General features: G+C 48.2%; 21 protein-coding genes. 15 read left to right on the top strand and 6 right to left on the bottom strand.

Translation table 11 applies throughout. The features are described 5' to 3' along the window. Window positions 1-24 precede the first annotated feature (24 nt). Window positions 25-417, top strand: coding sequence for a 50S ribosomal protein L17 (gene rplQ / locus BM099_RS17935; protein ID WP_090730222.1), 393 nt, complete (start codon window positions 25-27; stop codon window positions 415-417). Between the two features lie 52 nt (window positions 418-469). On the opposite strand, the gene uvrA is transcribed toward rplQ, so the two are convergent. Then, a complete protein-coding gene (gene uvrA, locus BM099_RS17940) occupies window positions 470-3298 on the bottom strand; it encodes an excinuclease ABC subunit UvrA (RefSeq protein WP_090730224.1) in 2829 nt (942 codons plus the stop codon). 201 nt (window positions 3299-3499) lie between these two features. On the opposite strand from uvrA, the gene ssb reads away from it, so the two are divergent. Continuing rightward, on the top strand, window positions 3500-4030 hold the full coding sequence (ssb, locus tag BM099_RS17945; RefSeq protein WP_090730226.1) for a single-stranded DNA-binding protein: 531 nt from the start codon (window positions 3500-3502) through the stop codon (window positions 4028-4030). Window positions 4031-4581: 551 nt separating this feature from the next. Further along, entirely contained in the window at window positions 4582-5517 is a 936-nt protein-coding gene (rfbD, locus tag BM099_RS17955) for a dTDP-4-dehydrorhamnose reductase (RefSeq protein ID WP_090730230.1), read from the top strand. Here rfbD and BM099_RS17960 read toward each other — a convergent pair. Further along, window positions 5514-5900, bottom strand: coding sequence for a SirB2 family protein (locus BM099_RS17960; protein WP_090730232.1), 387 nt, complete (start codon window positions 5898-5900; stop codon window positions 5514-5516). The two genes, rfbD and BM099_RS17960, sit on opposite strands and share 4 nt — an antisense overlap. A 117-nt stretch (window positions 5901-6017) precedes the next feature. On the opposite strand from BM099_RS17960, the gene BM099_RS17965 reads away from it, so the two are divergent. From BM099_RS17965 to BM099_RS17985, 5 genes are all read left to right on the top strand, one after another. Further along, the gene (locus tag BM099_RS17965) at window positions 6018-7235 is read left to right on the top strand and encodes a molybdopterin molybdotransferase MoeA (RefSeq protein WP_090730234.1); all 1218 of its coding nucleotides are present in this window, start codon (window positions 6018-6020) and stop codon (window positions 7233-7235) included. Between the two features lie 65 nt (window positions 7236-7300). Continuing rightward, window positions 7301-8431 carry a 1-acyl-sn-glycerol-3-phosphate acyltransferase gene (locus BM099_RS17970; RefSeq protein ID WP_090730236.1) on the top strand — a complete coding sequence of 377 codons (1131 nt, stop codon included), beginning with the start codon at window positions 7301-7303 and terminating at the stop codon, window positions 8429-8431. Beyond that, the gene (gene moaC, locus BM099_RS17975) at window positions 8424-8906 is read left to right on the top strand and encodes a cyclic pyranopterin monophosphate synthase MoaC (protein WP_090730349.1); all 483 of its coding nucleotides are present in this window, start codon (window positions 8424-8426) and stop codon (window positions 8904-8906) included. The genes BM099_RS17970 and moaC overlap by 8 nt, the downstream gene beginning before the upstream one ends. Then, window positions 8903-9160, top strand: a complete 258-nt coding sequence (gene moaD, locus BM099_RS17980) for a molybdopterin converting factor subunit 1 (RefSeq protein ID WP_198064161.1) — start codon at window positions 8903-8905, stop codon at window positions 9158-9160. The genes moaC and moaD overlap by 4 nt, the downstream gene beginning before the upstream one ends. Window positions 9161-9163: 3 nt before the next feature. Then, window positions 9164-9922 (top strand): lysophospholipid acyltransferase family protein, encoded by a 759-nt coding sequence (locus BM099_RS17985; RefSeq protein WP_090730238.1) that lies wholly within the window; start codon window positions 9164-9166, stop codon window positions 9920-9922. 84 nt (window positions 9923-10006) lie between these two features. Here BM099_RS17985 and fabB read toward each other — a convergent pair whose 3' ends face one another. The 3 genes from fabB to ispB form a co-directional block, all read right to left on the bottom strand. Beyond that, a complete protein-coding gene (gene fabB, locus BM099_RS17990; RefSeq protein WP_090730240.1) occupies window positions 10007-11224 on the bottom strand; it encodes a beta-ketoacyl-ACP synthase I in 1218 nt (405 codons plus the stop codon). A gap of 109 nt (window positions 11225-11333) precedes the next feature. Then, complete coding sequence (fabA, locus tag BM099_RS17995) at window positions 11334-11849, bottom strand: 3-hydroxyacyl-[acyl-carrier-protein] dehydratase FabA (protein ID WP_090730242.1); 516 nt, start codon at window positions 11847-11849, stop codon at window positions 11334-11336. 205 nt (window positions 11850-12054) lie between these two features. Beyond that, the gene (gene ispB, locus BM099_RS18000) at window positions 12055-13023 is read right to left on the bottom strand and encodes an octaprenyl diphosphate synthase (RefSeq protein WP_090730244.1); all 969 of its coding nucleotides are present in this window, start codon (window positions 13021-13023) and stop codon (window positions 12055-12057) included. Between the two features lie 225 nt (window positions 13024-13248). Here ispB and rplU point away from each other — a divergent pair, with 225 nt between their 5' ends. From rplU to proB, 4 genes are all read left to right on the top strand, one after another. Then, window positions 13249-13560: a 50S ribosomal protein L21 gene (gene rplU, locus BM099_RS18005; protein ID WP_090730249.1), complete on the top strand. Its 312-nt coding sequence runs from the start codon at window positions 13249-13251 to the stop codon at window positions 13558-13560. Between the two features lie 23 nt (window positions 13561-13583). Continuing rightward, a complete protein-coding gene (rpmA, locus tag BM099_RS18010) occupies window positions 13584-13841 on the top strand; it encodes a 50S ribosomal protein L27 (RefSeq protein WP_090730251.1) in 258 nt (85 codons plus the stop codon). Between the two features lie 105 nt (window positions 13842-13946). After that, on the top strand, window positions 13947-15155 hold the full coding sequence (gene cgtA / locus BM099_RS18015) for an Obg family GTPase CgtA (RefSeq protein ID WP_090730253.1): 1209 nt from the start codon (window positions 13947-13949) through the stop codon (window positions 15153-15155). A gap of 42 nt (window positions 15156-15197) precedes the next feature. Beyond that, complete coding sequence (gene proB / locus BM099_RS18020) at window positions 15198-16301, top strand: glutamate 5-kinase (RefSeq protein ID WP_090730256.1); 1104 nt, start codon at window positions 15198-15200, stop codon at window positions 16299-16301. 137 nt (window positions 16302-16438) lie between these two features. On the opposite strand, the gene rpsT is transcribed toward proB, so the two are convergent. Further along, window positions 16439-16702, bottom strand: coding sequence for a 30S ribosomal protein S20 (rpsT, locus tag BM099_RS18025; RefSeq protein ID WP_090730258.1), 264 nt, complete (start codon window positions 16700-16702; stop codon window positions 16439-16441). Between the two features lie 236 nt (window positions 16703-16938). On the opposite strand from rpsT, the gene murJ reads away from it, so the two are divergent. The 3 genes from murJ (at window position 16939) to ileS (ending at window position 22286) form a co-directional block, all read left to right on the top strand. Continuing rightward, the gene (murJ, locus tag BM099_RS18030; RefSeq protein WP_090730354.1) at window positions 16939-18432 is read left to right on the top strand and encodes a murein biosynthesis integral membrane protein MurJ; all 1494 of its coding nucleotides are present in this window, start codon (window positions 16939-16941) and stop codon (window positions 18430-18432) included. A 74-nt stretch (window positions 18433-18506) separates the two neighbouring features. Further along, complete coding sequence (gene ribF, locus BM099_RS18035; RefSeq protein ID WP_090730260.1) at window positions 18507-19439, top strand: bifunctional riboflavin kinase/FAD synthetase; 933 nt, start codon at window positions 18507-18509, stop codon at window positions 19437-19439. A 15-nt stretch (window positions 19440-19454) separates the two neighbouring features. Beyond that, complete coding sequence (gene ileS, locus BM099_RS18040; protein WP_090730262.1) at window positions 19455-22286, top strand: isoleucine--tRNA ligase; 2832 nt, start codon at window positions 19455-19457, stop codon at window positions 22284-22286. The last annotated feature ends 4 nt before the right edge of the window (window positions 22287-22290 follow it).

Raw genomic sequence — 22290 nt, forward strand, 5'->3', positions numbered from 1 at the left:
GACCAAGTTGGTAAGGAATTTATAATGCGTCATCGTAAATCTGGTCGCCATTTAAATCGTACCAGCTCGCACCGCAAAGCGATGTTCAAGAACATGGCATGCTCATTATTTGAACATGAACTGATCAGAACTACTTTGCCAAAAGCGAAAGAACTTCGCCGCGTAGCTGAGCCACTGATTACTCTGGCGAAAGAAGATTCGGTTGCAAACCGCCGTCTGGCATTTGACCGAACTCGTAGTAAAGAAGCTGTTGGTAAGCTTTTCACAGATCTGGGTCCTCGCTATGCGAACCGTCCAGGTGGATATATCCGCATTTTGAAATGTGGAAATCGTCCAGGTGATAACGCTCCTATGGCTTACGTTGAGCTAGTAGACCGTAAGGTTTCTGGCGCAGCCGCTGAAGATGTTGAAGGTTAATCTACCTTCATAAAAAAACCCGGCTTCGGCCGGGTTTTTTATGTCTGTTACTTTATCTCTTTTCGAGGAGTGGTTTCAGGAAGTGACCCGTATGTGAGTTGCACTCGTTTGCAACGTTTTCCGGTGTGCCCGCCGCCACAATAGTACCTCCGTTAATGCCTCCCTCGGGTCCTAAGTCGACGATCCAGTCCGCTGTTTTTATCACGTCAAGGTTGTGTTCAATAATGACGACGGTGTTGCCGTGATCTCTGAGTCTCGACAGTACCGCCATCAGCTGCTCTATGTCGTGAAAATGCAGTCCTGTTGTTGGTTCATCCAGTATATAAAGTGTTTTACCTGTGTCCCTTTTAGACAGCTCTTTCGCTAGTTTAACGCGTTGTGCTTCACCGCCGGAGAGTGTGGTGGCGGCTTGTCCGAGGCGTATATATGACAGACCTACATCAATCAGTGTTTGCAGGCGGCGCGCCAAAGCGGGAATGGCATCGAAGAACTCTCTTGCATCTTCTACGGTCAGGTTGAGTATTGCGTCAATACTTTTTCCTTTGTACTGAATCTCAAGTGTCTCGCGGTTGTAGCGCTTACTTTTGCAGATGTCGCACGGTACGTAGATATCGGCGAGAAAATGCATTTCAACCTTGATTACGCCATCTCCCTGGCAGGCTTCACAGCGACCGCCTTTTACATTGAAGCTAAACCGCCCGGGCTTGTAGCCACGAGAGCGAGCCTCTTGTGTACCGGCCAGAAGTTCGCGTATCGGTGTGAAGATGCCAGTATAGGTGGCTGGGTTAGAGCGTGGCGTTCGGCCTATCGGACTTTGGTCGATGTCTATGACTTTATCAAGATGTTGTAAACCGTCTATCGACTCATACGGGGCTGCATCTAATGTTGTTGCGTGGTTGAGAACTGCCGCTGCGAGGGGATACAGGGTGTTATTAATCAGTGTGGATTTACCTGATCCTGAGACTCCTGTGATACACGTCATCAGTCCCAGTGGAATCTCAATGGTGACATTCTGCAGGTTGTTACCCGTAGCGCCGGCGAGTGTTAGTGTTTTATTGTGATCAAACGGGTGGCGTTTATCAGGTATGGCGATTGATTTTATGCCTGACAGGTATTGTCCTGTCAGTGAGTTTTTATTGTTAATAACTTCATCAGGGGTGCCATAAGCAACAATCTCACCGCCGTGAACGCCTGCGCCGGGTCCTACATCTATCACATAATCTGCGAGACGAATCGCATCTTCGTCGTGCTCAACGACAATGACGGTATTACCCAGATCACGTAAATGAATGAGCGTTTTGAGTAAGCGTTCATTATCACGTTGATGCAGGCCAATCGAGGGCTCGTCGAGTATGTACATGACGCCAACAAGACCCGCGCCGATCTGGCTGGCAAGTCGTATGCGTTGGGCTTCTCCGCCTGATAGCGTGTCTGCTTTTCGATCAAGTGACAGATAATCCAGTCCTACATTTACCAGAAAGGACAAGCGCAACCGAATTTCTTTAAGGATTTTGTCTGCGATCTCGCCTTGTTTGCCGGTAAGTTTAAGGTTCTGGTAATACTCCAGGCTGGCTCCGATCGGCATGGTGACAAGATCAGGTAGGGTATGCTGGTCTATGTATACATGCCTTGCATCTCTTCTGAGTCTGCTGCCATGACACGATGGGCATGGCTGCATATTCAGATATTTAGCCAGGTCCTCGCGGACCATGTCAGACTCTGTTTCCTTGTATCGGCGTTGAAGGTTGTTGAGTACTCCTTCGAACGGGTGCGACTTAATAATGGTATCGCCGCGATCATTTAAATAAGTAAAAGGAACCTCTTCTGTTCCTGTGCCTTCGAGAATTAATGTTTGGTGTTTGGCCGACAGGTTTTCAAAGGGAGTATCGATATCAAACGAGTAATGTTTGGCAACAGCTTTGAGTTGCTGAAAGTAGTAAAGCGTTCTTCTGTCCCAGCCGCGAATGGCGCCTTCTGATAGGGTGAGTGTAGGGTCTTGAATGACTTTATGGGCATCAAAAAATTGTTTTACACCTAAGCCGTCACAGCTGGGGCAGGCCCCATGAGGGTTATTAAACGAAAACAAACGTGGTTCTAATTCCTGAATACTGTGGCCGCATTCCGGGCAGGCAAAGCGGGATGAAAAGACAAGGTCTGTTGCTTCTCCATCCATATAAGCAATACGTGCGATGCCATCCGTAAGGTTCAGTGCTGTTTCAAAAGATTCTGCCAGCCTGATTTGCAGATCACTTCGTACCTTGAAGCGATCGACCACTGCTTCAATCGAATGTTTTTTGTTTTTATCCAGTTCCGGGGCGCTATCAAGGTCGACAACAATGCCGTTGATTCTAGCGCGGACAAATCCTTGCTTTTTCAGGTCGTGAAGGGTGTGTAAGTGCTCACCTTTGCGCCCTTGTACAACGGGTGCTAGCAGCATTAGTTTGCTGCCTTCTTCCAGGGCTAGTACCTGATCCACCATCTGGCTGACAGTTTGAGCCGCTAACGGTAAATTGTGATCGGGGCAGCGAGGTTCGCCTGCCCGGGCAAATAGCAAGCGCAAGTAATCGTAAATTTCGGTGATGGTGCCGACAGTAGATCTGGGATTGTGTGACGTTGATTTCTGTTCAATCGAGATAGCAGGGGATAGCCCTTCGATGTGGTCAACGTCCGGCTTTTCCATCATAGATAGAAATTGCCTGGCGTAAGTAGATAAGGACTCAACATAGCGTCTCTGACCCTCCGCGTATAACGTATCGAACGCCAGTGATGATTTTCCAGAACCGGAAAGGCCTGTTATTACCACAAGCTTATCGCGCGGGATGTCCAGATCAATATTTTTCAGGTTGTGGGTGCGCGCACCGCGAACCAGAATAGTGTCCATGCTTGCTCCAGAGAGAAATACAAAAGAGATCGATTATAAAGTACTGAGGGGCGACAGCGCCATGTGTTCTGTTTCATATAAATGAATATGTTGGATCTGTTGTGCTGCGTATAAATTCATATGTTCTCTGTGGTATGCTTTGCAGAAATGAATAATGGTTTCCCTCTTTTGTAGGGGCTGATTTATGTGACGGAGAGAAGCATGGCGCGCGGTGTAAATAAAGTAATTTTGGTAGGTAATATGGGTGGCGATCCTGAGGTGAGGTATATGCCGTCAGGAAATGCTGTTACCAATGTTACGCTGGCTACTAGTGAGTCCTGGAAAGATAAGCAAACGGGTCAGAATCAGGAACGTACTGAATGGCATCGTGTTGTTTTTTTCAATAAATTAGCTGAGATTGCCGGTGAATATCTGCGTAAGGGATCTCAGGTCTATATTGAAGGTGCATTACGTACACGTAAGTGGCAGGATCAGAGTGGTCAGGATCGTTATACGACTGAAATTGTTGCCAGTGAAATGCAGATGTTAGGTGGCCGCGGCGGTAATAACGATAATGCTGGCTATTCTCAAGATCAGGAATATAGTCAGCAGGCCCCAGCACCGCAGCAAAGAGCTCCTCAGCAGGCGCGCCCGCAGAGCGCTCCGCCACAGCAAAAACCACAGCAGGCTCCTGCGAAGCCACAACAACCTGCCCCTAACTTTGATGACTTTGACGACGATATACCGTTCTAGGATACAATTTATGTAAAGTGTAGCGTTTTATAGATATCCTTTCTTAAAAGCCCCGCAATAGCGGGGCTTTTTTGTTTTTGTGGCATTGAAAAAGTGCAGAAATATTGGCACGAAAGAAAACCCAATAGTGCTAAAGGTGATGACAATATATTCAAGATCACTGCTGACTATTGTCGACTCATTTTCATGGGGCAGAATTAGTATATGTAAAACAGCCTCTCGTGAATTCAGTATAGATACCCCGTCTAAATATAAAGTCATGCCTTTGTGGCTAGAGTCGCAAGGCTGGATTCACTCACCCTATTGACCGACCCTAAACAGAAGGAGCTTTTTAGAAGTTGTGTGATAAAGAAGGCGTCGCGACCTCACAAAAAGTGAGACAGTTTATCCGTGAGTATTTTCAAGAAAGTCTGGCTCGCGAAGGGCAGATTAGGTTTTTGTCGGGTGTTAACCGGAGTCTTCTTAATGACAGGCATGGTTTATGTTCATTTCTATTCAATGGCGTGGTAAAAGTAAGTTTTCAGGCTATTTCAGACTAGGATCAGCGTAGTATGACGGAATGGACAAAACTGTTGCCAATCAAAATTCTTGTCACCGGTGGTGGCGGGCAGGTAGCGCATGATTTGGTGATGTTGGGAAAGCAAGACAGTCATTTTGATCTGATCACTTTAGATGCTTCGCGCCTTGATGTTGCCTCCCCAGCGTCTATTCAGAAAGCATTGGATCTGTATATGCCGGATTATGTGGTGAATACGGTTGCTTTTAATAATGTCGATGCAGCGGAGCATGACACCGCGTTTTGTTATCAATTAAATGCTACTGGTGTCAAAAACCTTGCTGTTGAGTGCGGGGCCTTATCTATTCCGCTTATCCACCTTTCGACAGATCATCTGTTTGATGGGCATTACGCGAGTGGCTACAGTGAAGATGATGAGGTTTCACCGTTAGGTGTCTTTGGTGAAAGCAAGCGCCAGGGTGAGGAGTTATTGAGGCAGTACCAGCCCAAGCATATTATTTTGCGGGTTAGCTGGATTTTCAGCGCTCGGGGTGATAACTATCTGCTTCGCACATTAGAAAAAGCGCGTACATTGTCGGCCATTGAAACAGCGGATGACCGACAAGGGTGTCCTACCTCTGCTGTGGATGTCGGGCGTGTCATCCTTGCTATTATCAAGCAGCTGCATAATGGTGCTGATGCATGGGGTACTTATCATTATTGTGGTGCGGAAGTGACGACCCGATATCGTTTTACTGAGGCGATACTTGCGGCGGCAAGGCAGTATGAAGAGCTAAAGACAACATCGCTGGTTCCGGTCTCTTCTCGTACGCTGCATGCTGAAGTTGATCGACCTGCTTCCTCGGTACTTCAGTGTAAGAAGTTGTTAAGTACCTTCGGTATCAGGCAGCGTCCCTGGCGTAACGAGTTAGTTGCTGTGCTGCGCCAGATTTATAAAACTAAAACTAAAACGGAAGCTAAATCGGGTTAGCTCCAGGGTAAGGCATTATGTGTTATAGCAACACTTAGCACGTAGGCAACGCAGCACAATGCAAGAATAAAGGCTGTGATTCTAATAGCTTTGGTTTTGCCGCGTTTCAAGGCAATCGTACCAAAACCGATATACAGAAACAGACCGATGACTTTCGCGGTTAACCAGTCTGCGACGAAGGGGTATTGACTCAGAATGATTGTGAGTGCGATCGCGCTGGCTAACAGGATTGTATCGATAATATGGGGTAATACTCTGACGAGTTTCTTTTGCAGCCACTCGGCGTCAACCAGCATGCCGGCACCGCGTACCACAAAGAATAAAATGCTTAAGGTGACGCTGGTCAGGTGAATATGTTTGATTAACGGATAGTATTCGGACATCAGTTTTTCCTGTTGGGCATTATGGCGGCCTATTAAACTCGCTTGCTTTTAAGACTGCAAGCTTTTAAGGCGTCAGTGCAGCGAGCAAATGAATACGAATAATACGAGGATTAAAGGATGTCTGTTGATCAAAATTCTGAATTGATCTCTATTGATGATGCCTTATCTGCGCTTTTGCAGGCGGCCCCGCAGCCCACAGAAACAGACGTGGTCTATCTTGAGCATGCGGTAGGCAGGGTGTTAGCTGAGTCGCCGGTAGCTGCGATCAATGTTCCGCCTGCGGATAATAGTAGTATGGATGGTTACGCTATTCAGAGCAGCGCCTTGAATGCTCAGGGGAGTACGTCGTTACCTGTTTCTCAGAGAATACCTGCAGGGAAAGCGCCGGATGTACTGTTGGCGGGTACTGCCGCCAGAATTTTTACCGGCGCAGAAATACCTGAAGGGGCTGATGCTGTAGTGATGCAGGAAGCGGTTGGATTAGATGGCGACAATGTCATTATCAGAAACGCAGTACTGCCAGGGCAGAATATCCGGCGTAAAGGTCAGGATATTCAGGCGGGGCAGGTGGTTCTGGATAAAGGTATGCGTCTTCAGGCTGTTGATGTGGGTGTGTTGGCATCGGTGGGGCTGGATAGTGTGACAGTATATCGGCCGTTAAAGGTGGCAATTTTGTCAACGGGAGATGAGTTGGTCAATCCCGGTGAGTCGTTGGCGGCGGGTCAGATATATAACGCTAATCGCTTTGTTTTGAGCTCGCTTTTGATTCAGATGGGCTGCGTTCCTGTTGATCTTGGAAGTGTTGTCGATAGCGCTGAAGCTGTCGAGGAGGCGCTTGAGTCTGCTGCCAGGCAGGCCGATTGCATTATTAGTACAGGTGGTGTGTCGGTCGGAGAGGAAGATTATGTTAAGCCGTCGGTTGAGCGTCTCGGGCAGCTAGATATCTGGCGCTTAAAAATGAAGCCGGGTAAACCGTTGGCGTTTGGTCGTGTCAAGCAGGTTCCTTTCTTTGGCTTGCCGGGCAATCCGGCTTCGGCGCTCATTACCTTTTGTTTATTGGCGCGTCCTTTTTTGCTGCGGATGCAAGGTGCAAATATGGATCCGCCGCTGGTATTTAACGTTCCGGCAGGTTTTGATCATCCCAAACCCGGTACGCGTCAGGAGTATTTACGGGCCAGAATAGAGAAAGGAGAGGTGGTGGTGTTTCATAATCAGAGCTCGGGTATGCTTTCTTCTGCCAGTTGGGCAAATGGTTTGGCTGTCATCCCGCCTGATACGGTAGTCGGTAAAGGAGATATAGTGAGCTTTATACCGTTTTCAGAGCTGTTAGGCTGATATTATTGGGTTTAGTATCTAATAGAAGGTAAAATGCGCAGTTTATTGGCTGGTCAGAGATCTTGATGGAAGTGAATACGCAACAGGACCCATTCAAAGAAATACGTCCTTATCATGACAACGAAGTCGAAGCTGTATTGCAGCGTTTGCTTTATGACAATGAATTGATAGGTGCGGTAACTCATTATCAGTTTCCTTCTTTACCCTCCTGGTTGGCAAAACTATTGAGGCCATTTGTCCGCATCGGGCTGGCGCGAGAGTTTGGTGATATTCAGTCTGTGAGGCAGTTTCAGCAGGCCGTCGCTAAATATATGGCAAAAATGATTGCCAGGTCGACGACCCGTCTGAGTTGCTCAGGGATGGAGGGCCTGGAAGATGATGAGGCTTATCTGTTTGTGTCGAATCATCGTGATATTGCCATGGATCCAGCCTTTGTTAACTGGACGCACTATCAGCGCAACCTGCCGACGGTGAGGGTTGCGATAGGTGATAATTTACTCTCTAAGCCTTACGTTTCTGATCTTATGCGCTTAAATAAAAGTTTTATTGTTAAGCGTTCGTCAAAAGGACCCAGAGAGATGTTGGCTGCTGTGACTCAGTTATCAGCTTACATCGACCAGAGTATTCATGAAGGAGAATCTGTCTGGATTGCGCAAAGGGAAGGTCGGGCAAAAGATGGAAATGACAAGACCGATCCTGCTATTCTCAAAATGTTTTATATGAGTCAGCGTAAGCAGCGCAGCTTTGCAGAAGCTATTAAGCGCCTGAATATTGTACCTGTTTCTATTTCTTACGAATTTGACCCTTGTGATCGTGCAAAAGCCATAGAGTTGGCCGAACGCGAGATAACGGGCGGATATAAAAAAGGCCAGCATGAAGATATTGAAAGTATTGTGCAGGGCATTACAGGATATAAAGGCGCTGTGCATATTCACTTTGGTGATGTGATTGTTAATGACTATGATGCCCCGGAAGTGTTGGCCGCCGAGTTGGATCGCCAGATTCATCAAGGCTACTTCTTGCACCCTTCCAACTATATTGCTGCGGGTCAGCTGGATAAAGCGACAGCTGAAGAGCGGGATGCTTTTGAAGAGCGTTTTAACGGGTTGAACCAGCGCCAAAGTGAAATTATGCGACGCATGTATGCCAATCCCGTTTATAACCAGGAATTAAATAAGGGTGATGCTTGTGAGTAAATTGACTCATCTGGATGAGCAGGGCCATGCTCATATGGTAGATGTCTCCGAAAAAGCGGTTACTACCCGTGAAGCACGTGCTTATGCGGAGATACATATGTTACCGCAGACACTGGAGATGATTGTATCTGGTGGCCATAAAAAAGGTGATGTACTTGCTGTGGCGCGTATTGCCGGTATTCAGGCGGCGAAGCGCACCAGTGATCTGATTCCGCTGTGTCACCCTCTGATGCTGACCAAGGTGTCGGTGGAGCTTCAGCCTGATTTGAAAAAATCGGCGATCTGCATCACGACATTGTGCCGCTTATCAGGTCAGACAGGCGTGGAGATGGAGGCATTAACAGCCGCATCGGTCGCTGCGCTGACCTTGTATGATATGTGTAAAGCGGTTGATAAAGGCATGGTGATTTCAGGCGTTAAGCTGCTGGAGAAAAAAGGTGGTAAAAGCGGTCACTGGATATCGGAGGATAAATGATGTTATCACTCGTTTTTTTTGCCAGTGTGCGAGAAAAGTTAGGTGTCGAAAAAGAGCAATGGGAGTGGAGCGCTGATATCTTAACGGTCGAGCAGTTGCTGGTTGCCTTAGTTGAAGCCAAAGGTGAGCATTGGGGTAGTGTATTGCTGCAGCCTAATTTGTTGATAGCGGTGAATCAGGAGATGGTCAGTTCGGATACTAGTATTAATGATGGCGATGAGATCGCTTTTTTCCCACCGGTAACAGGCGGCTAATTGATGTCAAAGCAGGAAAAAACAGTATTGGGTTATCTTCGAGCGTCTGTCTATTACATGGCATTTTATCCTGCCACTATTGTTTATAGCTTACTGTGTGTTGTTGTGGCCAGACCACTGCCGTTTCCTCAGCGATTTAAGTTCGTTACCTTGATTAATTATTTTTATATCGCATGGTTACGTATTTGTTGTGGTGTGAAATTACATATTGAAGGACTGGAGAATTTGCCGAAAGAGGGCGCTTATGTCGCGATTGCTAACCACCAGAGCGAATGGGAAACTATTTACTTTCAGGTGTTGATTCGTCCTCAGTGTATTGTATTAAAGAAAGAACTCTTAAAGATGCCGTTTTTTGGTTGGGCGATGGGCTTATTAGATCCGATTGCGTTAGATCGAAGCCAGAAGCGTGGTGCGCTGAAAGAGTTGCTGTTACAAGGAAAAGATCGCTTGGGTAGAGGTATACCGATCGTCATTTTTCCTCAGGGAACCCGGCTTGCAGTGGGGGAGCGGGGTAAATTTAATAAAGGTGGAGCGATGTTGGCGGTCAGCTCTGAAGTGCCTGTTATTCCAATTGCTCATAATGCCGGTGTCTATTGGCCGGGTAAGAGCTTCATTAAATATCCTGGTACCATTCAGTTGCGCATAGGTAAGCCTGTCTCCTCTGTAGGCAGAAGTGTTGATGAAGTTCATACAGAATCTGTGGGCTGGTTGCTGGCGCAGATGGAGCAGATGGAGCAGGTAGAGTCAGAAGAGCGCCTCTGATTTTTTGCTTGCGGCAGTGAACAGATATAAATTACAGATATAAAAAAACCGCCACTGGCGGTTTTTTTGATTTTGCTTCACGTATTAGCCGTTGTAGCGCTGAAATACCAGAGTAGAGTTAGTGCCGCCAAAGCCAAAGCTGTTGGACATAACGCGGTCTAACTTCACATTATCTTTACGCACGGTAACAATCGGCATGCCTTCTGCTTCAGCATCGAGTTCATCAATGTTGGCTGATGCGCAGATGAAATCGTTTTCCATCATCAGCAGGCTGTAGATCGCTTCCTGGGCACCTGTTGCGCCAAGGGAGTGCCCGGTGAGTGATTTGGTAGAGCTTACAGGAGGCATGTCAGCACCGAAGGTGTTCTTCATTGCTTTGAGTTCCTGTATGTCTCCGGCAGGTGTTGAGGTTCCGTGGGAATTGATATAGTCGATATTACCGTCGACGGTAGCCATTGCCTGCTGCATGCAGCGCATCGCGCCTTCGCCGGACGGGGCAACCATATCGTAACCATCGGAGGTAGCACCGTAGCCGACTAACTCGCCATAAATTTTAGCACCACGTGCTTTGGCGTGTTCCAGCTCTTCGAGAACCAGCATGCCTGCACCGCCTGCGATGACGAAACCGTCACGATTGGCGTCATAGGCACGAGATGCTTTGTCTGGTGTTTCATTGTACTTGCTGGACAGTGCGCCCATGGCATCAAACATCACAGTCAGAGACCAGTGCAGCTCTTCGCCGCCACCCGCAAAAACGATGTCTTGCTTGCCCATCTGAATCTGCTCCATTGCATTGCCAATGCAGTGAGCACTGGTGGCGCAGGCGGAGGTAATGGAGTAGTTGATGCCTTTAATTTTAAACGGTGTGGCGAGGCACGCTGAGACGGTGCTGCCCATAGTGCGAGTGACCCTGTAAGGGCCTACGCGGCGCACGCCTTTGTCGCGTAAAATGTCAGCGCTTTCAACGATATCAGCAGAGGATGCACCGCCGGAACCGGCAATCAGTCCAGTGCGAACATTGGATACCTGATCGTCAGTGAGCTGTGCGTCTTTAATGGCTTGTTCCATCGCAAGGTATGAATATGCTGCAGCATTACCCATAAAGCGACGAAGTTTGCGATCAATCAGCGCCTCCAGGTCGATATCAATGCTACCGGCCACATGGCTACGAAAACCTAATTCTTTGTACTCTTCCTGGAACTTAATGCCAGAACGGCCTTGTTTCAATGAATCAAGTACGGTTTCTTTATCGTTACCCAAGCAGGATACGATACCCATTCCTGTCACTACAACGCGTCGCATATGTTGTATCTCCTGTTAAGAGGATTTTGTTCTTATTGTTGATGGATTAGTGTGCCTGTAAAGCCCGCTCTGCATTTGATAAACGAAGTGGGCAAGACTGAATAATAGATCAGAAGTTGTCGGTCGATGTGAACAGGCCTACGCGCAGATCTTTAGCGGTATAAATTACACGCCCATCAACAGAAACAGTGCCATCGGCAATACCCATTACCAGTTTGCGTTCAATAACACGCTTTAATTCAATATGGTATGTTACTTTCTTGGCTGTAGGTAATACCTGTCCGGTGAATTTCACTTCGCCAGAACCGAGTGCGCGTCCACGACCTTTGTTGCCTCTCCAGCCAAGGTAGAAACCAACAATTTGCCACATGGCGTCTAAGCCTAAACAGCCAGGCATAACCGGATCCGTTGGGAAGTGGCATTCGAAAAACCATAGGTCTGGATTAATGTCGAGTTCGGCAATGATTTCTCCTTTGCCAAATTGTCCGCCATCATCGGATATGTTGGTGATGCGATCCATCATTAACATATTTCCTACTGGCAGCCGCGCATTGCCAGGTCCAAACATTTCGCCGTGCCCGCATTTCAACAGGTCTTCGCGTTCAAAAGAGGATGCTTTAGTCATGAGGAGGCTGTCTATCCCGAGAAAATTTTAGTCAAAATATGGGTTGATTATACCGGTTTGATTCACGCTAGGCACGGTTTGAGTCGGGTAAATTGCTCAAAGAGGCTTTTTTATTTTCTAAAAAGAGGCTTATTTCGGCGAAAATCCGGATTTCTGCCCATCTGAAGCTCAGATGGGCGCATTGATGGATGGCGTGGAGAGAATATTAAGCTTTTCTGTTTACAGCAATATGAGCCAGTAGTTCGAGGGTTTCTTTAAAGGAAGAATCAGGCAGAGAAGACAGTGCTTCTATTGCATAATCGGCTTGCTGGAGCGCGCTTTGCTGGGTGTATTCAATCGCGCCGCTACGTTTTACAATATCCAGTACGGGCTCTAAGTTTTCAAGTCCGCCTTTGCGAATGGTTTGGCGAATCAGTTGGCGCTCATCTTCTGTGGCAACTTTCATGGCCTGAATCAGAGGGAGAGTGGGTTTCCCTTCTGCTAAATCATCACCTGCGTTTTTGCCCATCTCTTCAGCAGTGGAAAGATAGTCCATGACATCGTCAATCAGTTGAAAAGCGATACCTAGATGGTGCCCGTAAATGCGCAATGCTTCCTGATGTTCTTTGGGGGCGTTCGCTAATATCGCGCCGACTTCGGTAGCGGCTTCAAAAAGCATGGCTGTTTTGCCGATGATGACTTGCATATAGTCTTCTTCGGTGGTGTCCGGATTGCGGCAGTTTAAGAGTTGTAATACTTCGCCTTCGGCAATCACATTGGTGGTGTTGGATATGACGTGCATAATGTCCATGCTGCCGATCTCTACCATGATCTGAAAAGCGCGCGAATAGAGGAAATCGCCTACCAGAACGCTGGGTGCATTGCCCCATTTTGCATTAGCCGTGTCTTTTCCCCGGCGCAGGTCTGAGTTGTCTACCACGTCGTCGTGAAGCAGTGTTGCTGTATGGATAAACTCAATAACGGCTGACAGAGATATATGATGGTTGCCTGTATAATTGCAGGCATTGGCAGCCAGCAATACCAGTAATGGCCTCAATCGCTTACCGCCACTTTCAACAATGTAGTGCCCGATCTTTTCGACCAGTGGGACATTTGATCCCAAGTGATTGATTATATAATCATTTACGGATTCGAATTGTGGCTCTATGGCTGGGTTTAGCTGATGTGGTTGCATGCGACAACTTTATTATATTGAAATGGACGTAAGGGCGCATGCTAGGGCTTGAGAGGCAAGCTGTCAAGAATTGGCAGTCAAGGTAGTAAATTGCTTGAGTTATTAGATCGATTGCTTTAAAATCTCGCGCCCTGAGCTTATCCAACTTAGCTCCCTACCATATGGGTTGTCCATTAGAAGTAGGCTTCGTTTTAGTAGCCGGATAAGCGTAAATTGGAGATAAAGATGTTTGCAGTAATCGTAAGCGGTGGAAAGCAGTATCGAGTACAGGAAGGTTATACGCTGAAGCTGGAAAAGCTGAACGCAGAAGCCGGTTCTAGTATTGAATTTGATCGTGTTTTGATGGTCGGTAATGGCGATGACGTTAAAGTTGGGTTGCCAACTGTCGAAGGCGCAAAAGTTACTGCTGAAGTGATCGGGAATGGTCGTGGCGCTAAAGTGTCAATTATCAAATTCCGTCGCCGTAAGCACAGCATGACTCGTCAGGGCCACCGTCAGTGGTTTACTGAAGTAAAAATCACTGGAATCAGCGCATAAGCTGAGTTGTCGGGAGATAGAAAATGGCTCATAAGAAAGCGGGTGGTTCTACTCGAAATGGTCGCGACTCACAATCCAAGCGTTTAGGTGTTAAGCGCTTCGGTGGACAGGTCGTGATCGCAGGTAACATTATTGTTCGTCAGCGTGGTACGCATTTTCATGCAGGTACTAACGTAGGTCTAGGAAAAGATCATACTCTGTTTGCTAAAGCAGATGGTGTGGTTAAATTCGAAGTCAAAGGCGCGAATAATCGTAAATACGTCAGCATCGTTCCAGCTTAAAAACTGGTGTTGTTGCTGAAAAAAAAGCTCCGCTCAGCGGGGCTTTTTTTGTTTCTGATCAATCCTCGCGGTATGCTTTGCGGGATTGTTCTTGGGAGATAGGTTATGAAATTTGTAGATGAAGCGACGATCACTGTTGAAGCGGGCAAGGGCGGTAATGGCTGTCTTAGCTTTCGTCGTGAAAAATATGTACCCAAGGGCGGTCCTGATGGCGGTGATGGCGGTGATGGCGGGTCGATCTTTTTAGAGGCTGTTGCTGGTCTGAATACGCTGGTGGATTTTCGTTTTACGCGTGTGCATAAAGCGCAGACGGGTCAGAGTGGCATGGGGCGTAACTGCTCGGGTAATAAAGGTGAAGATCTTATTCTCAAGGTGCCTGTGGGTACGACTGTTATTGATATTGATACCAATGAAGTGTTGGCGGATTTAACGGTTGAGGGGCAGTGCGAAAAAGTGGCTCAAGGTGGTTTTCATGGCTTGGGTAATACACGTTATAAGAGTAGTGTGAATCGCGCGCCACGACAGACCAGTAATGGTAGTGCGGGTGAGTTTCGCAATCTTAAACTTGAGCTTAAAGTGCTGGCTGATGTCGGCTTGCTGGGTTTGCCGAATGCAGGTAAATCGACGTTTGTGCGTGCCGTTTCCGCGGCGACACCTAAGGTGGCGGATTATCCGTTTACCACCCTGGTGCCGAGTTTAGGGGTTGTCAGAACCGAACGTAATCGTAGTTTTGTAGTAGCTGATATTCCTGGCATTATCGAAGGGGCGGCTGAAGGTGCGGGCCTGGGAATACGTTTCCTTAAGCATCTGGCTCGAAATCGTGTTTTGTTGCATATCGTTGATATGGCGCCGTGGGACGAACAGACTCCTGAGCAATCCGCTAAAGTGGTGGTTGAGGAGTTGACTAAGTTTAGTCCGACATTGGCTGCTCAGCCTCGCTGGTTGGTGTTGAATAAACTGGATATGGTACCTGCAGATGAGCAGGATGAGCGCTGTCAGTCTGTGATTGATGCGCTGGGTTGGGAAGGGCCTGTTTATCGCATCTCGGCCATCGATAAAGGTGGTGTGAAGCCGCTGACAATGGATTTACAGAATTTTCTTGATGAAAGGGCGGCTGCATTTGCTGCTGATCCTGAATTGCAGCAAGAAGAGAATGAGATCCGGGCGCTGGTAGATGCTGAGGCGCGTCTGCATATTGAGCGGCTGCGCCAGTCTATGCGTAAGAAGCGTGATAGCGATCAGGATATTGATATCGATGAAGATGATGACTTCGACGATGATGATTATGATGTTGATGTGGAATATGTTCGCTGAGTGTAGCGGGTAGGGGTAGATGTGACAGCAAATCGAGAGAGAATGCAAAAGGCGCGTCGATGGGTTGTTAAGATCGGTAGTGCTTTGTTAACCAATGATGGTCAGGGATTAGATGCGCAGGCGATCAGTCGCTGGGTGGATCAATTGGCGGCATTGAGGCAGCAGGGGATGGAGGTTGTACTGGTTTCCTCTGGTGCAGTGGCGGAAGGGATGACGCGGCTTGGCTGGTCTGCCCGGCCGAAAGAATTAAATCGTCTGCAGGCGGCGGCAGCTGTTGGGCAGACGGGGCTGGTGCAGGCCTATGAGGCTAATTTTCAGCGTCATGGTACTCATACTGCTCAGATTTTGCTGACGCATGATGATTTAACGAATCGAAATCGCTATCTGAATGCCAGGGCAACGCTGAAGACATTGATTGAAATGGGTGTCGTGCCGGTTGTGAATGAGAATGACACGGTCGTTACTGACGAGTTTCGTTTTGGTGATAATGATACGTTGGCGGCGTTAGTGGCAAACCTGATTGAGGCTGACGGTGTTATTCTGCTAACAGATCAGCTTGGTTTGTATACGGCTGATCCTCGCTCTAATCCGCAGGCTGAGTTGATTTCTCAGGCGCGGGCTGAGGATGAGGCGCTCGTCGCGGTGGCGGGCGGTGGTGGCAGGCTGGGGCAGGGCGGTATGGCGACCAAGGTAAGGGCGGCAAAATTAGCGGCCCGCTCTGGGGCGGTGACCTTGATAGCCAGTGGTCGGGAAGATGATGTGCTGCTGCGTTTGAAGCAGGGTGAGGTGCTGGGTACCTTGTTGGTGCCTGATCGCAGCCCGATGGCAGCGCGAAAGCAGTGGCTGGCGGGGCATCTGCAGGCTCGGGGTACGCTGGTGCTTGATGCGGGTGCTGTGTTGGCCTTAACGGAGCGTGGTAAGAGTTTGTTGCCGGCGGGTGTTCGCAGCTTGACGGGGCGATTTACGCGCGGTGAGATGGTGTTGCTCACGGATGAGGCGGGTAGAGTGGTTGCGCGTGGTTTGGTTAATTATGGGGCTGAAGATGCCCGAAAAATTATCGGTAAACCTAGTTCTTCAATATCTGTGACGTTAGGCTATGTCAGTGAAGAGGAGTTGGTGCACAGGGATAATCTGGTACTGGCTTGATTCTTTTTGGCAGTTGTTAAAATTTTGTTTAGTCTTGTTTTGGTGTCTGTGTTTTATCGAAATGCAGGCATAAAAATTACCAGAATACAGGCACAAAAAAACCGGCAGAAGCCGGTTTTTTTAATGGGCGTTGGAGATTAAGCCATAGCCTTGATTCGTGTGTTCATGCGGCTTTTGCTGCGGGCAATTTTGTTTTTCTCAAAAATGCCTTTGTTAACAGAAGCGTCCATGAATGGCTGTGCAACTTTCAATGCTTCAGTTGCAGCAGCTTTGTCACCGCTTGCAATAGCAGCAGTAACTTTTTTGATGTACGTGCGAACCATGGAGCGGAGGCTAGCATTATGCTGACGACGTTTCTCCGACTGGCGAGCGCGTTTACGGGATCCTGCGGAGTTGGCCACAATCCGGCTCCTTTCAAGTAGGGTTAATTTCCATCTGGTAAATCACCAGAATTTGAGACGCAAGATTATTCATGTTTCTGTGCCCGCTGTCAATAAAGAGAAGAAAGTTTATTATAAAATAGATAAGATGCGTGGCGTATATGGCCGTCGTTTAAAGGTGGATTGTGAATAAAGGCGCTGCAGAAGGGGTTAAAAAGCGGAGCGGATTGTTACGCTCCAGCGGTGTTGTCGGCATCATGACGATGCTGTCTCGTGTTTTAGGCTTGGTTCGGGACGTTGTTATCGCTGGGTATTTTGGTGCCAGTGGCAGTGCTGATGCGTTTTTTGTGGCGTTCAAAATTCCTAATTTTTTGCGCCGTTTGTTTGCAGAGGGGGCTTTCTCACAGGCGTTTGTGCCTGTTTTATCAGAGTATCAGACGCAGCAGGATCATGAGGCGGTAAAGCGTCTGGTCGATAGGGTGGCTGGAACGCTGGGGCTTATTCTGTTGGTGATTACTATTGTGGCGGTGTTGGCTGCGCCAGTGCTGACGGCCATTTTTGCACCGGGATTCTATATGAATCACAGTGCTAAGTTTGAGCTTGCATCTGAGATGCTGCGAATCACTTTTCCTTACTTGTTACTGATTTCTTTAACCGCTTTTGCGGGGGCTATTCTGAATACTTATGGGCGTTTTGCTATCCCGGCATTTACGCCAGTGTTATTGAATGTCAGCTTGATTGGGTCTGCTGTATTTCTCAGCCCGATGTTTGACGAACCCATAGTGGCGCTAGCCTGGGGGGTGTTGATAGCGGGTGTGTTGCAGTTGGTGTTTCAGTTTCCTTTTTTAATGCATCTGAAGTTGCTGCCAAAACCTGTGTTTGGATGGCAGGATGAAGGTGTTCAACGTATTCTTAAACTGATGATCCCCGCTTTATTTGGCGTGTCGGTTGCGCAGATAAATCTTCTGCTAGATACAGTGCTGGCGTCTTTTTTACAGACCGGGAGTGTCTCCTGGCTCTATTATTCGGACCGCTTGACTGAATTGCCGTTGGGTGTTTTTGGTATAGCGATATCGACAGTCATTCTGCCCAGCCTTGCCCGGAAACATGCCACTCGTTCGGCAAAAGAGTTCGCGCATACTCTGGACTGGGCAGTGCGTATGATTTTGTTGATTGGCTTGCCTTCCGCGGTGGCGTTGATTCTGTTGGCGGAGCCGCTCATCATTACCTTGTTTAAATACGGTGCGTTGACAGAAAGAGATGTCGCCATGTCGGCGATGAGTTTGCGGGCGTACTCCTGTGGATTGTTAGCGTTTATGTTGATTAAGGTATTGGCTCCCGGATATTTTTCGCGGCAGGATATGAAAACGCCGGTGAAAATTGCAGTTCAGGCGATGGTGGCTAATATGGTCTTGAATCTGTTGTTAATTTGGAATTTTCAGCATGTTGGCCTGGCAATGGCGACGGCATTATCTGCTTTTTTAAATGCAGGTCTTTTGTTGCGGGGCTTGCTGCGCGAAGGTGTATTTATATGGCAGCCGGGCTGGGCTATGTTGTTGGTGCGCCTGTTGCTGGCAGTGCTTGCGTTGGCTGCAGTGATCGTGTGGTTTAGCCCTGCAGCCAGTGTTTGGATGGCAGGTGATGTGTGGATGCGAGTTCAGCATATGTTGATTGTCGTCGTTGGCGGTGCCGCTGCGTACTTTGGTGTATTGCTGTTGGCAGGGCTTCGATTGGCACATATTCGGGCCTAATTCGAATTTGCAGTACTCGTTGTGCACTAACTGAGCTATAATTCTGCGTTTTTCTTCAGGTTGTATTAAATTCGATGGAATTGATTCGCGGGCTGCATAATTTACGAGAGAAACACCGTGGATGTGTGGCTACCATTGGCAATTTTGATGGCGTCCATCTTGGGCATGTGCGTGTTTTGGAGCAGGTTAAGACCAAAGCACGGCAGCTGGGCTTGCCGACTACCGTAATTATCTTCGAGCCACAGCCTCGGGAGTTTTTTGGTGGTGATAATGTGCCGTCAAGATTGACTCGTTTTGGGGAAAAAGTCAGCCTGTTGCGGGCCCAGGGGATTGATCGTGTTTTGTGCCTGGCATTCAACGCTCAGTTACAGAAAATGACGGCCGCCGAGTTCGTTGAAAGCCTGTTATTGAAAGGGCTGGATGTAAAGCATTTCGTGGTGGGTGATGATTTCCGTTTTGGTTGCGATCGTGCCGGTGATTACCGGATGCTCAAGTCCGTCGGAGAGCAGTATGGTTTTAGCGTTGTTAATACCCAAACCTTCACTGTTGATGCTGAGCGGGTGAGTAGTTCTCGGGTCAGACAGGTATTGGAACAAAGCGATTTTGACCTGGCTGAGCGCCTGTTGGGGCGCCGCTACTGCATAACAGGGCGTGTTATGCATGGTCAGAAACTCGGGCGCCAGCTAGGTGTGCCTACAGCGAATATCCGTATGCATCGGTTTATCGCGCCATTGAGAGGCGTTTATGCGGTCACAATGTATCGTGATCAGCAGTTGGTTGGACAAGGTGTGTGCAATATTGGGATGCGCCCTACGGTCAATGGCACTCATCCGGTTTTAGAAGTTCACCTGTTAGGTTTTGACGGTGATCTTTATGGGCAGTTGCTCAGTGTGGAATTTGAAAAATTCCTGCGAAAAGAACAGAAGTTTGATGGGCTCGAACAGCTCCGCAAACAAATTTTTAATGATATAGAGGTGGCGCAAACCTATTTTGCTCAGCCTAAATGATCTGGAATAAATGTGATGACCGACTATAAAGCGACATTGAATCTGCCGGATACCGAATTCCCAATGCGAGGTAACCTGGCGAAGCGTGAGCCCGATATGCTAAAAAAATGGCAGGATATGGGGTTATACCAGAAGATTCGTGAGATAAGTGCAGGCCGGCCGACGTTTGTTTTGCATGATGGGCCTCCCTACGCGAACGGCAACATTCATCTTGGCCACGCTGTTAACAAAGTATTGAAAGATATTATCGTTAAATCTAAAACGCTCAGCGGCTTTGATGCGCCTTATGTGCCTGGTTGGGATTGCCATGGTTTGCCCATCGAGCACAAGGTGGAAGTCACCCACGGCAAGAACATGGGGGCAGATAAAACCCGCGAACTATGCCGCAGCTATGCGCATGAGCAGATTGAAGGTCAGAAAAATGACTTTATTCGCCTGGGTGTGTTTGGTGATTGGGCTAATCCATACAAAACAATGGATTTTGCCAATGAAGCAGGAGAGATCCGCGCTTTAGGGAAAATGGTAGAAGGCGGGTACGTTTTTAAAGGCCTGAAACCGGTTAACTGGTGTTTTGATTGCGGTTCAGCGCTGGCTGAGGCGGAAGTGGAATATGCGGATAAAAAATCGTCAGCCATCGATGTGGCTTTCGAATGTACTGCAGCGGATAAATTAGCGGCTGCATTCGGTTTGAGTGCGCTGGATAAGCCGGCTTTTTCTGTTATCTGGACGACGACACCCTGGACAATTCCTGCTAACCAGGCGATGAATGTTCATCCTGAGTTTGAATATGCGCTGGTGGATGTGGGCGACCGTTTTCTGCTGTTGGCAGCGGAGTTGGTTGAAAGTTGTTTGCAACGCTATGAATTGCAAGGCCATATTGTGGCTAAAACAATGGGTGCAACACTAGAGCATATCGCCTTTAAGCACCCGCTGTATGATCGTGAGTCTCCGATCTATTTGGCTGATTATGTGGCGCTGGATGCCGGTACTGGTATCGTACACTCCTCACCCGCCTACGGCGTAGATGACTTTGTAACTTGTCGTAGCTACGGCATGGAATTTGACCAGATTTTGAGTCTGGTGAAAGCTGATGGTGTTTATATTGACGATCTGGAAGACTTTGGTGGGTTATCCATCTGGGATGCCAATCCTAAGATCGTCGAAAAGTTACAAGAAAAGCAGCGTTTGCTGACGCATAAAACTATCACTCATAGTTATATGCATTGCTGGCGACATAAAACGCCATTGATCTACCGTGCGACAGCGCAGTGGTTTGTGGGTATGGATAAACAACCCGAATCTGGCACGACATTACGCGAGAGTGCGCTGGACGCGATCGAAAAAACTCAGTTTGTACCGGGTTGGGGTAAACCGCGTTTGCACAGCATGATTGCTAATCGTCCCGACTGGTGTATCTCGCGTCAGCGTAACTGGGGTGTGCCGATCCCGTTTTTCCTGAATAAAGAAACAGGTGAGCTACATGAGGATACGGTTGCACTGATCGAGCAAGTGGCCTTGCGTGTTGAGCAAGAGGGTATTGAAGCTTGGTTTAAACTGGATTCCGCTGAGCTGCTGGGTGACGACGCTGATCAATATGACAAAGTCACCGATACATTAGATGTATGGTTTGACTCAGGTACGACACACTGGCATGTGATGCGTGGTTCTCATCCAATGGGGCATGATAGCGGCCCGCGTGCTGATCTGTATCTGGAAGGCTCGGATCAGCATCGAGGATGGTTCCATTCATCCTTGCTGACAGGTTGTGCGATTGACGGTCATGCGCCCTATAAAGAGCTGCTAACCCACGGTTTTACCGTTGATGAGAAGGGCTATAAAATGTCTAAATCATTGGGTAATACGGTCGTTCCGCAAGAAGTGACGGATACCTTAGGCGCAGATATTCTGCGTTTATGGGTAGCCTCAACCGATTACTCAGGTGAAATGGCGGTATCAAAGCAGATCCTGCAGCGTACAGCCGACTCCTATCGTCGTATCCGAAACACATCCCGATTCCTGTTGGCGAATCTGAATGGTTTTGATCCGGTGACGGATCTGGTGGCACCAGAAAATATGCTGGCACTGGATCGCTGGGCTGTTGATGCCACTGCTCGCTTACAAGAGAAGGTCAAAGAATCATACGCCAGTTATCGCTTTTTGGATGTTTATCAGCAGGTGCACCATTTCTGTGTTCAGGAGTTAGGTGGTTTCTATCTGGATATCATCAAGGACCGCCAGTACACCACTAAAGCCGACAGTCTGGTGCGCCACTCTTGTCAGACAGCGCTTTATCATATTGCACAGGCGCTGACTCGCTGGATTGCGCCGATCCTCAGCTTTACTGCAGAAGAGATCTACGCCGCATTGCCGGGTCAGGGCAAGAGCGAAAGCATCTTCTTTGAAACCTGGTACGAAGGCTTGTTTGAGCTGGATGCCGACGTTGCTTTTGACCGGGATTACTGGGTTCGGATCTTCGCTGTAAAAAGTGCGGTCAACAAAGTATTGGAAGAAGCGCGTAACGAAAAACTGGTGAAAGCATCCTTATCTACGGAAGCTACTCTGTATGTGAATGACAGCATTATGGCTGACCTGCAGCAGTTGGGTGATGAGCTGCGGTTCGTCCTGATTACATCAGAGGCGGCGCTGAAACCCCTCAGTGAGGCTGAAGCGGCACGTGAAACCGAACTGGATGGAATGAAGGTCGCGCTGAAGGCGTCCGAGCATGTGAAATGTGAGCGTTGCTGGCATCACCGCGAAGATGTGGGTGCGCATGCTGACCATCCGGAGTTGTGTAATCGTTGCGTAGATAATGTTTATGGTGTGGGTGAGGCGCGGAAATTCGCTTAAAAAA

It is taken from the genome of Neptunomonas qingdaonensis, from assembly GCF_900113275.1.
GTDB lineage: Bacteria > Pseudomonadota > Gammaproteobacteria > Pseudomonadales > Balneatricaceae > Neptunomonas > Neptunomonas qingdaonensis.

Excerpts from the sequence above, each read along its gene's own strand:
- ispB (WP_090730244.1), bottom strand. The coding sequence starts at position 13,023 with ATGCAACCACATCAGCTAAACCCAGCCATAGAGCCACAATTCGAATCC.
- ssb (WP_090730226.1), top strand. The coding sequence starts at position 3,500 with ATGGCGCGCGGTGTAAATAAAGTAATTTTGGTAGGTAATATGGGTGGC.
- uvrA (WP_090730224.1), bottom strand. The coding sequence starts at position 3,298 with ATGGACACTATTCTGGTTCGCGGTGCGCGCACCCACAACCTGAAAAAT.
- BM099_RS17985 (WP_090730238.1), top strand. The coding sequence starts at position 9,164 with ATGTCAAAGCAGGAAAAAACAGTATTGGGTTATCTTCGAGCGTCTGTC.
- fabB (WP_090730240.1), bottom strand. The coding sequence starts at position 11,224 with ATGCGACGCGTTGTAGTGACAGGAATGGGTATCGTATCCTGCTTGGGT.
- rpmA (WP_090730251.1), top strand. The coding sequence starts at position 13,584 with ATGGCTCATAAGAAAGCGGGTGGTTCTACTCGAAATGGTCGCGACTCA.
- moaD (WP_198064161.1), top strand. The coding sequence starts at position 8,903 with ATGATGTTATCACTCGTTTTTTTTGCCAGTGTGCGAGAAAAGTTAGGT.
- ileS (WP_090730262.1), top strand. The coding sequence starts at position 19,455 with ATGACCGACTATAAAGCGACATTGAATCTGCCGGATACCGAATTCCCA.
- BM099_RS17970 (WP_090730236.1), top strand. The coding sequence starts at position 7,301 with ATGGAAGTGAATACGCAACAGGACCCATTCAAAGAAATACGTCCTTAT.
- fabA (WP_090730242.1), bottom strand. The coding sequence starts at position 11,849 with ATGACTAAAGCATCCTCTTTTGAACGCGAAGACCTGTTGAAATGCGGG.
- murJ (WP_090730354.1), top strand. The coding sequence starts at position 16,939 with ATGACGATGCTGTCTCGTGTTTTAGGCTTGGTTCGGGACGTTGTTATC.
- rfbD (WP_090730230.1), top strand. The coding sequence starts at position 4,582 with ATGACGGAATGGACAAAACTGTTGCCAATCAAAATTCTTGTCACCGGT.
- rplU (WP_090730249.1), top strand. The coding sequence starts at position 13,249 with ATGTTTGCAGTAATCGTAAGCGGTGGAAAGCAGTATCGAGTACAGGAA.
- BM099_RS17960 (WP_090730232.1), bottom strand. The coding sequence starts at position 5,900 with ATGTCCGAATACTATCCGTTAATCAAACATATTCACCTGACCAGCGTC.
- ribF (WP_090730260.1), top strand. The coding sequence starts at position 18,507 with ATGGAATTGATTCGCGGGCTGCATAATTTACGAGAGAAACACCGTGGA.
- proB (WP_090730256.1), top strand. The coding sequence starts at position 15,198 with ATGCAAAAGGCGCGTCGATGGGTTGTTAAGATCGGTAGTGCTTTGTTA.
- cgtA (WP_090730253.1), top strand. The coding sequence starts at position 13,947 with ATGAAATTTGTAGATGAAGCGACGATCACTGTTGAAGCGGGCAAGGGC.
- rplQ (WP_090730222.1), top strand. The coding sequence starts at position 25 with ATGCGTCATCGTAAATCTGGTCGCCATTTAAATCGTACCAGCTCGCAC.
- BM099_RS17965 (WP_090730234.1), top strand. The coding sequence starts at position 6,018 with ATGTCTGTTGATCAAAATTCTGAATTGATCTCTATTGATGATGCCTTA.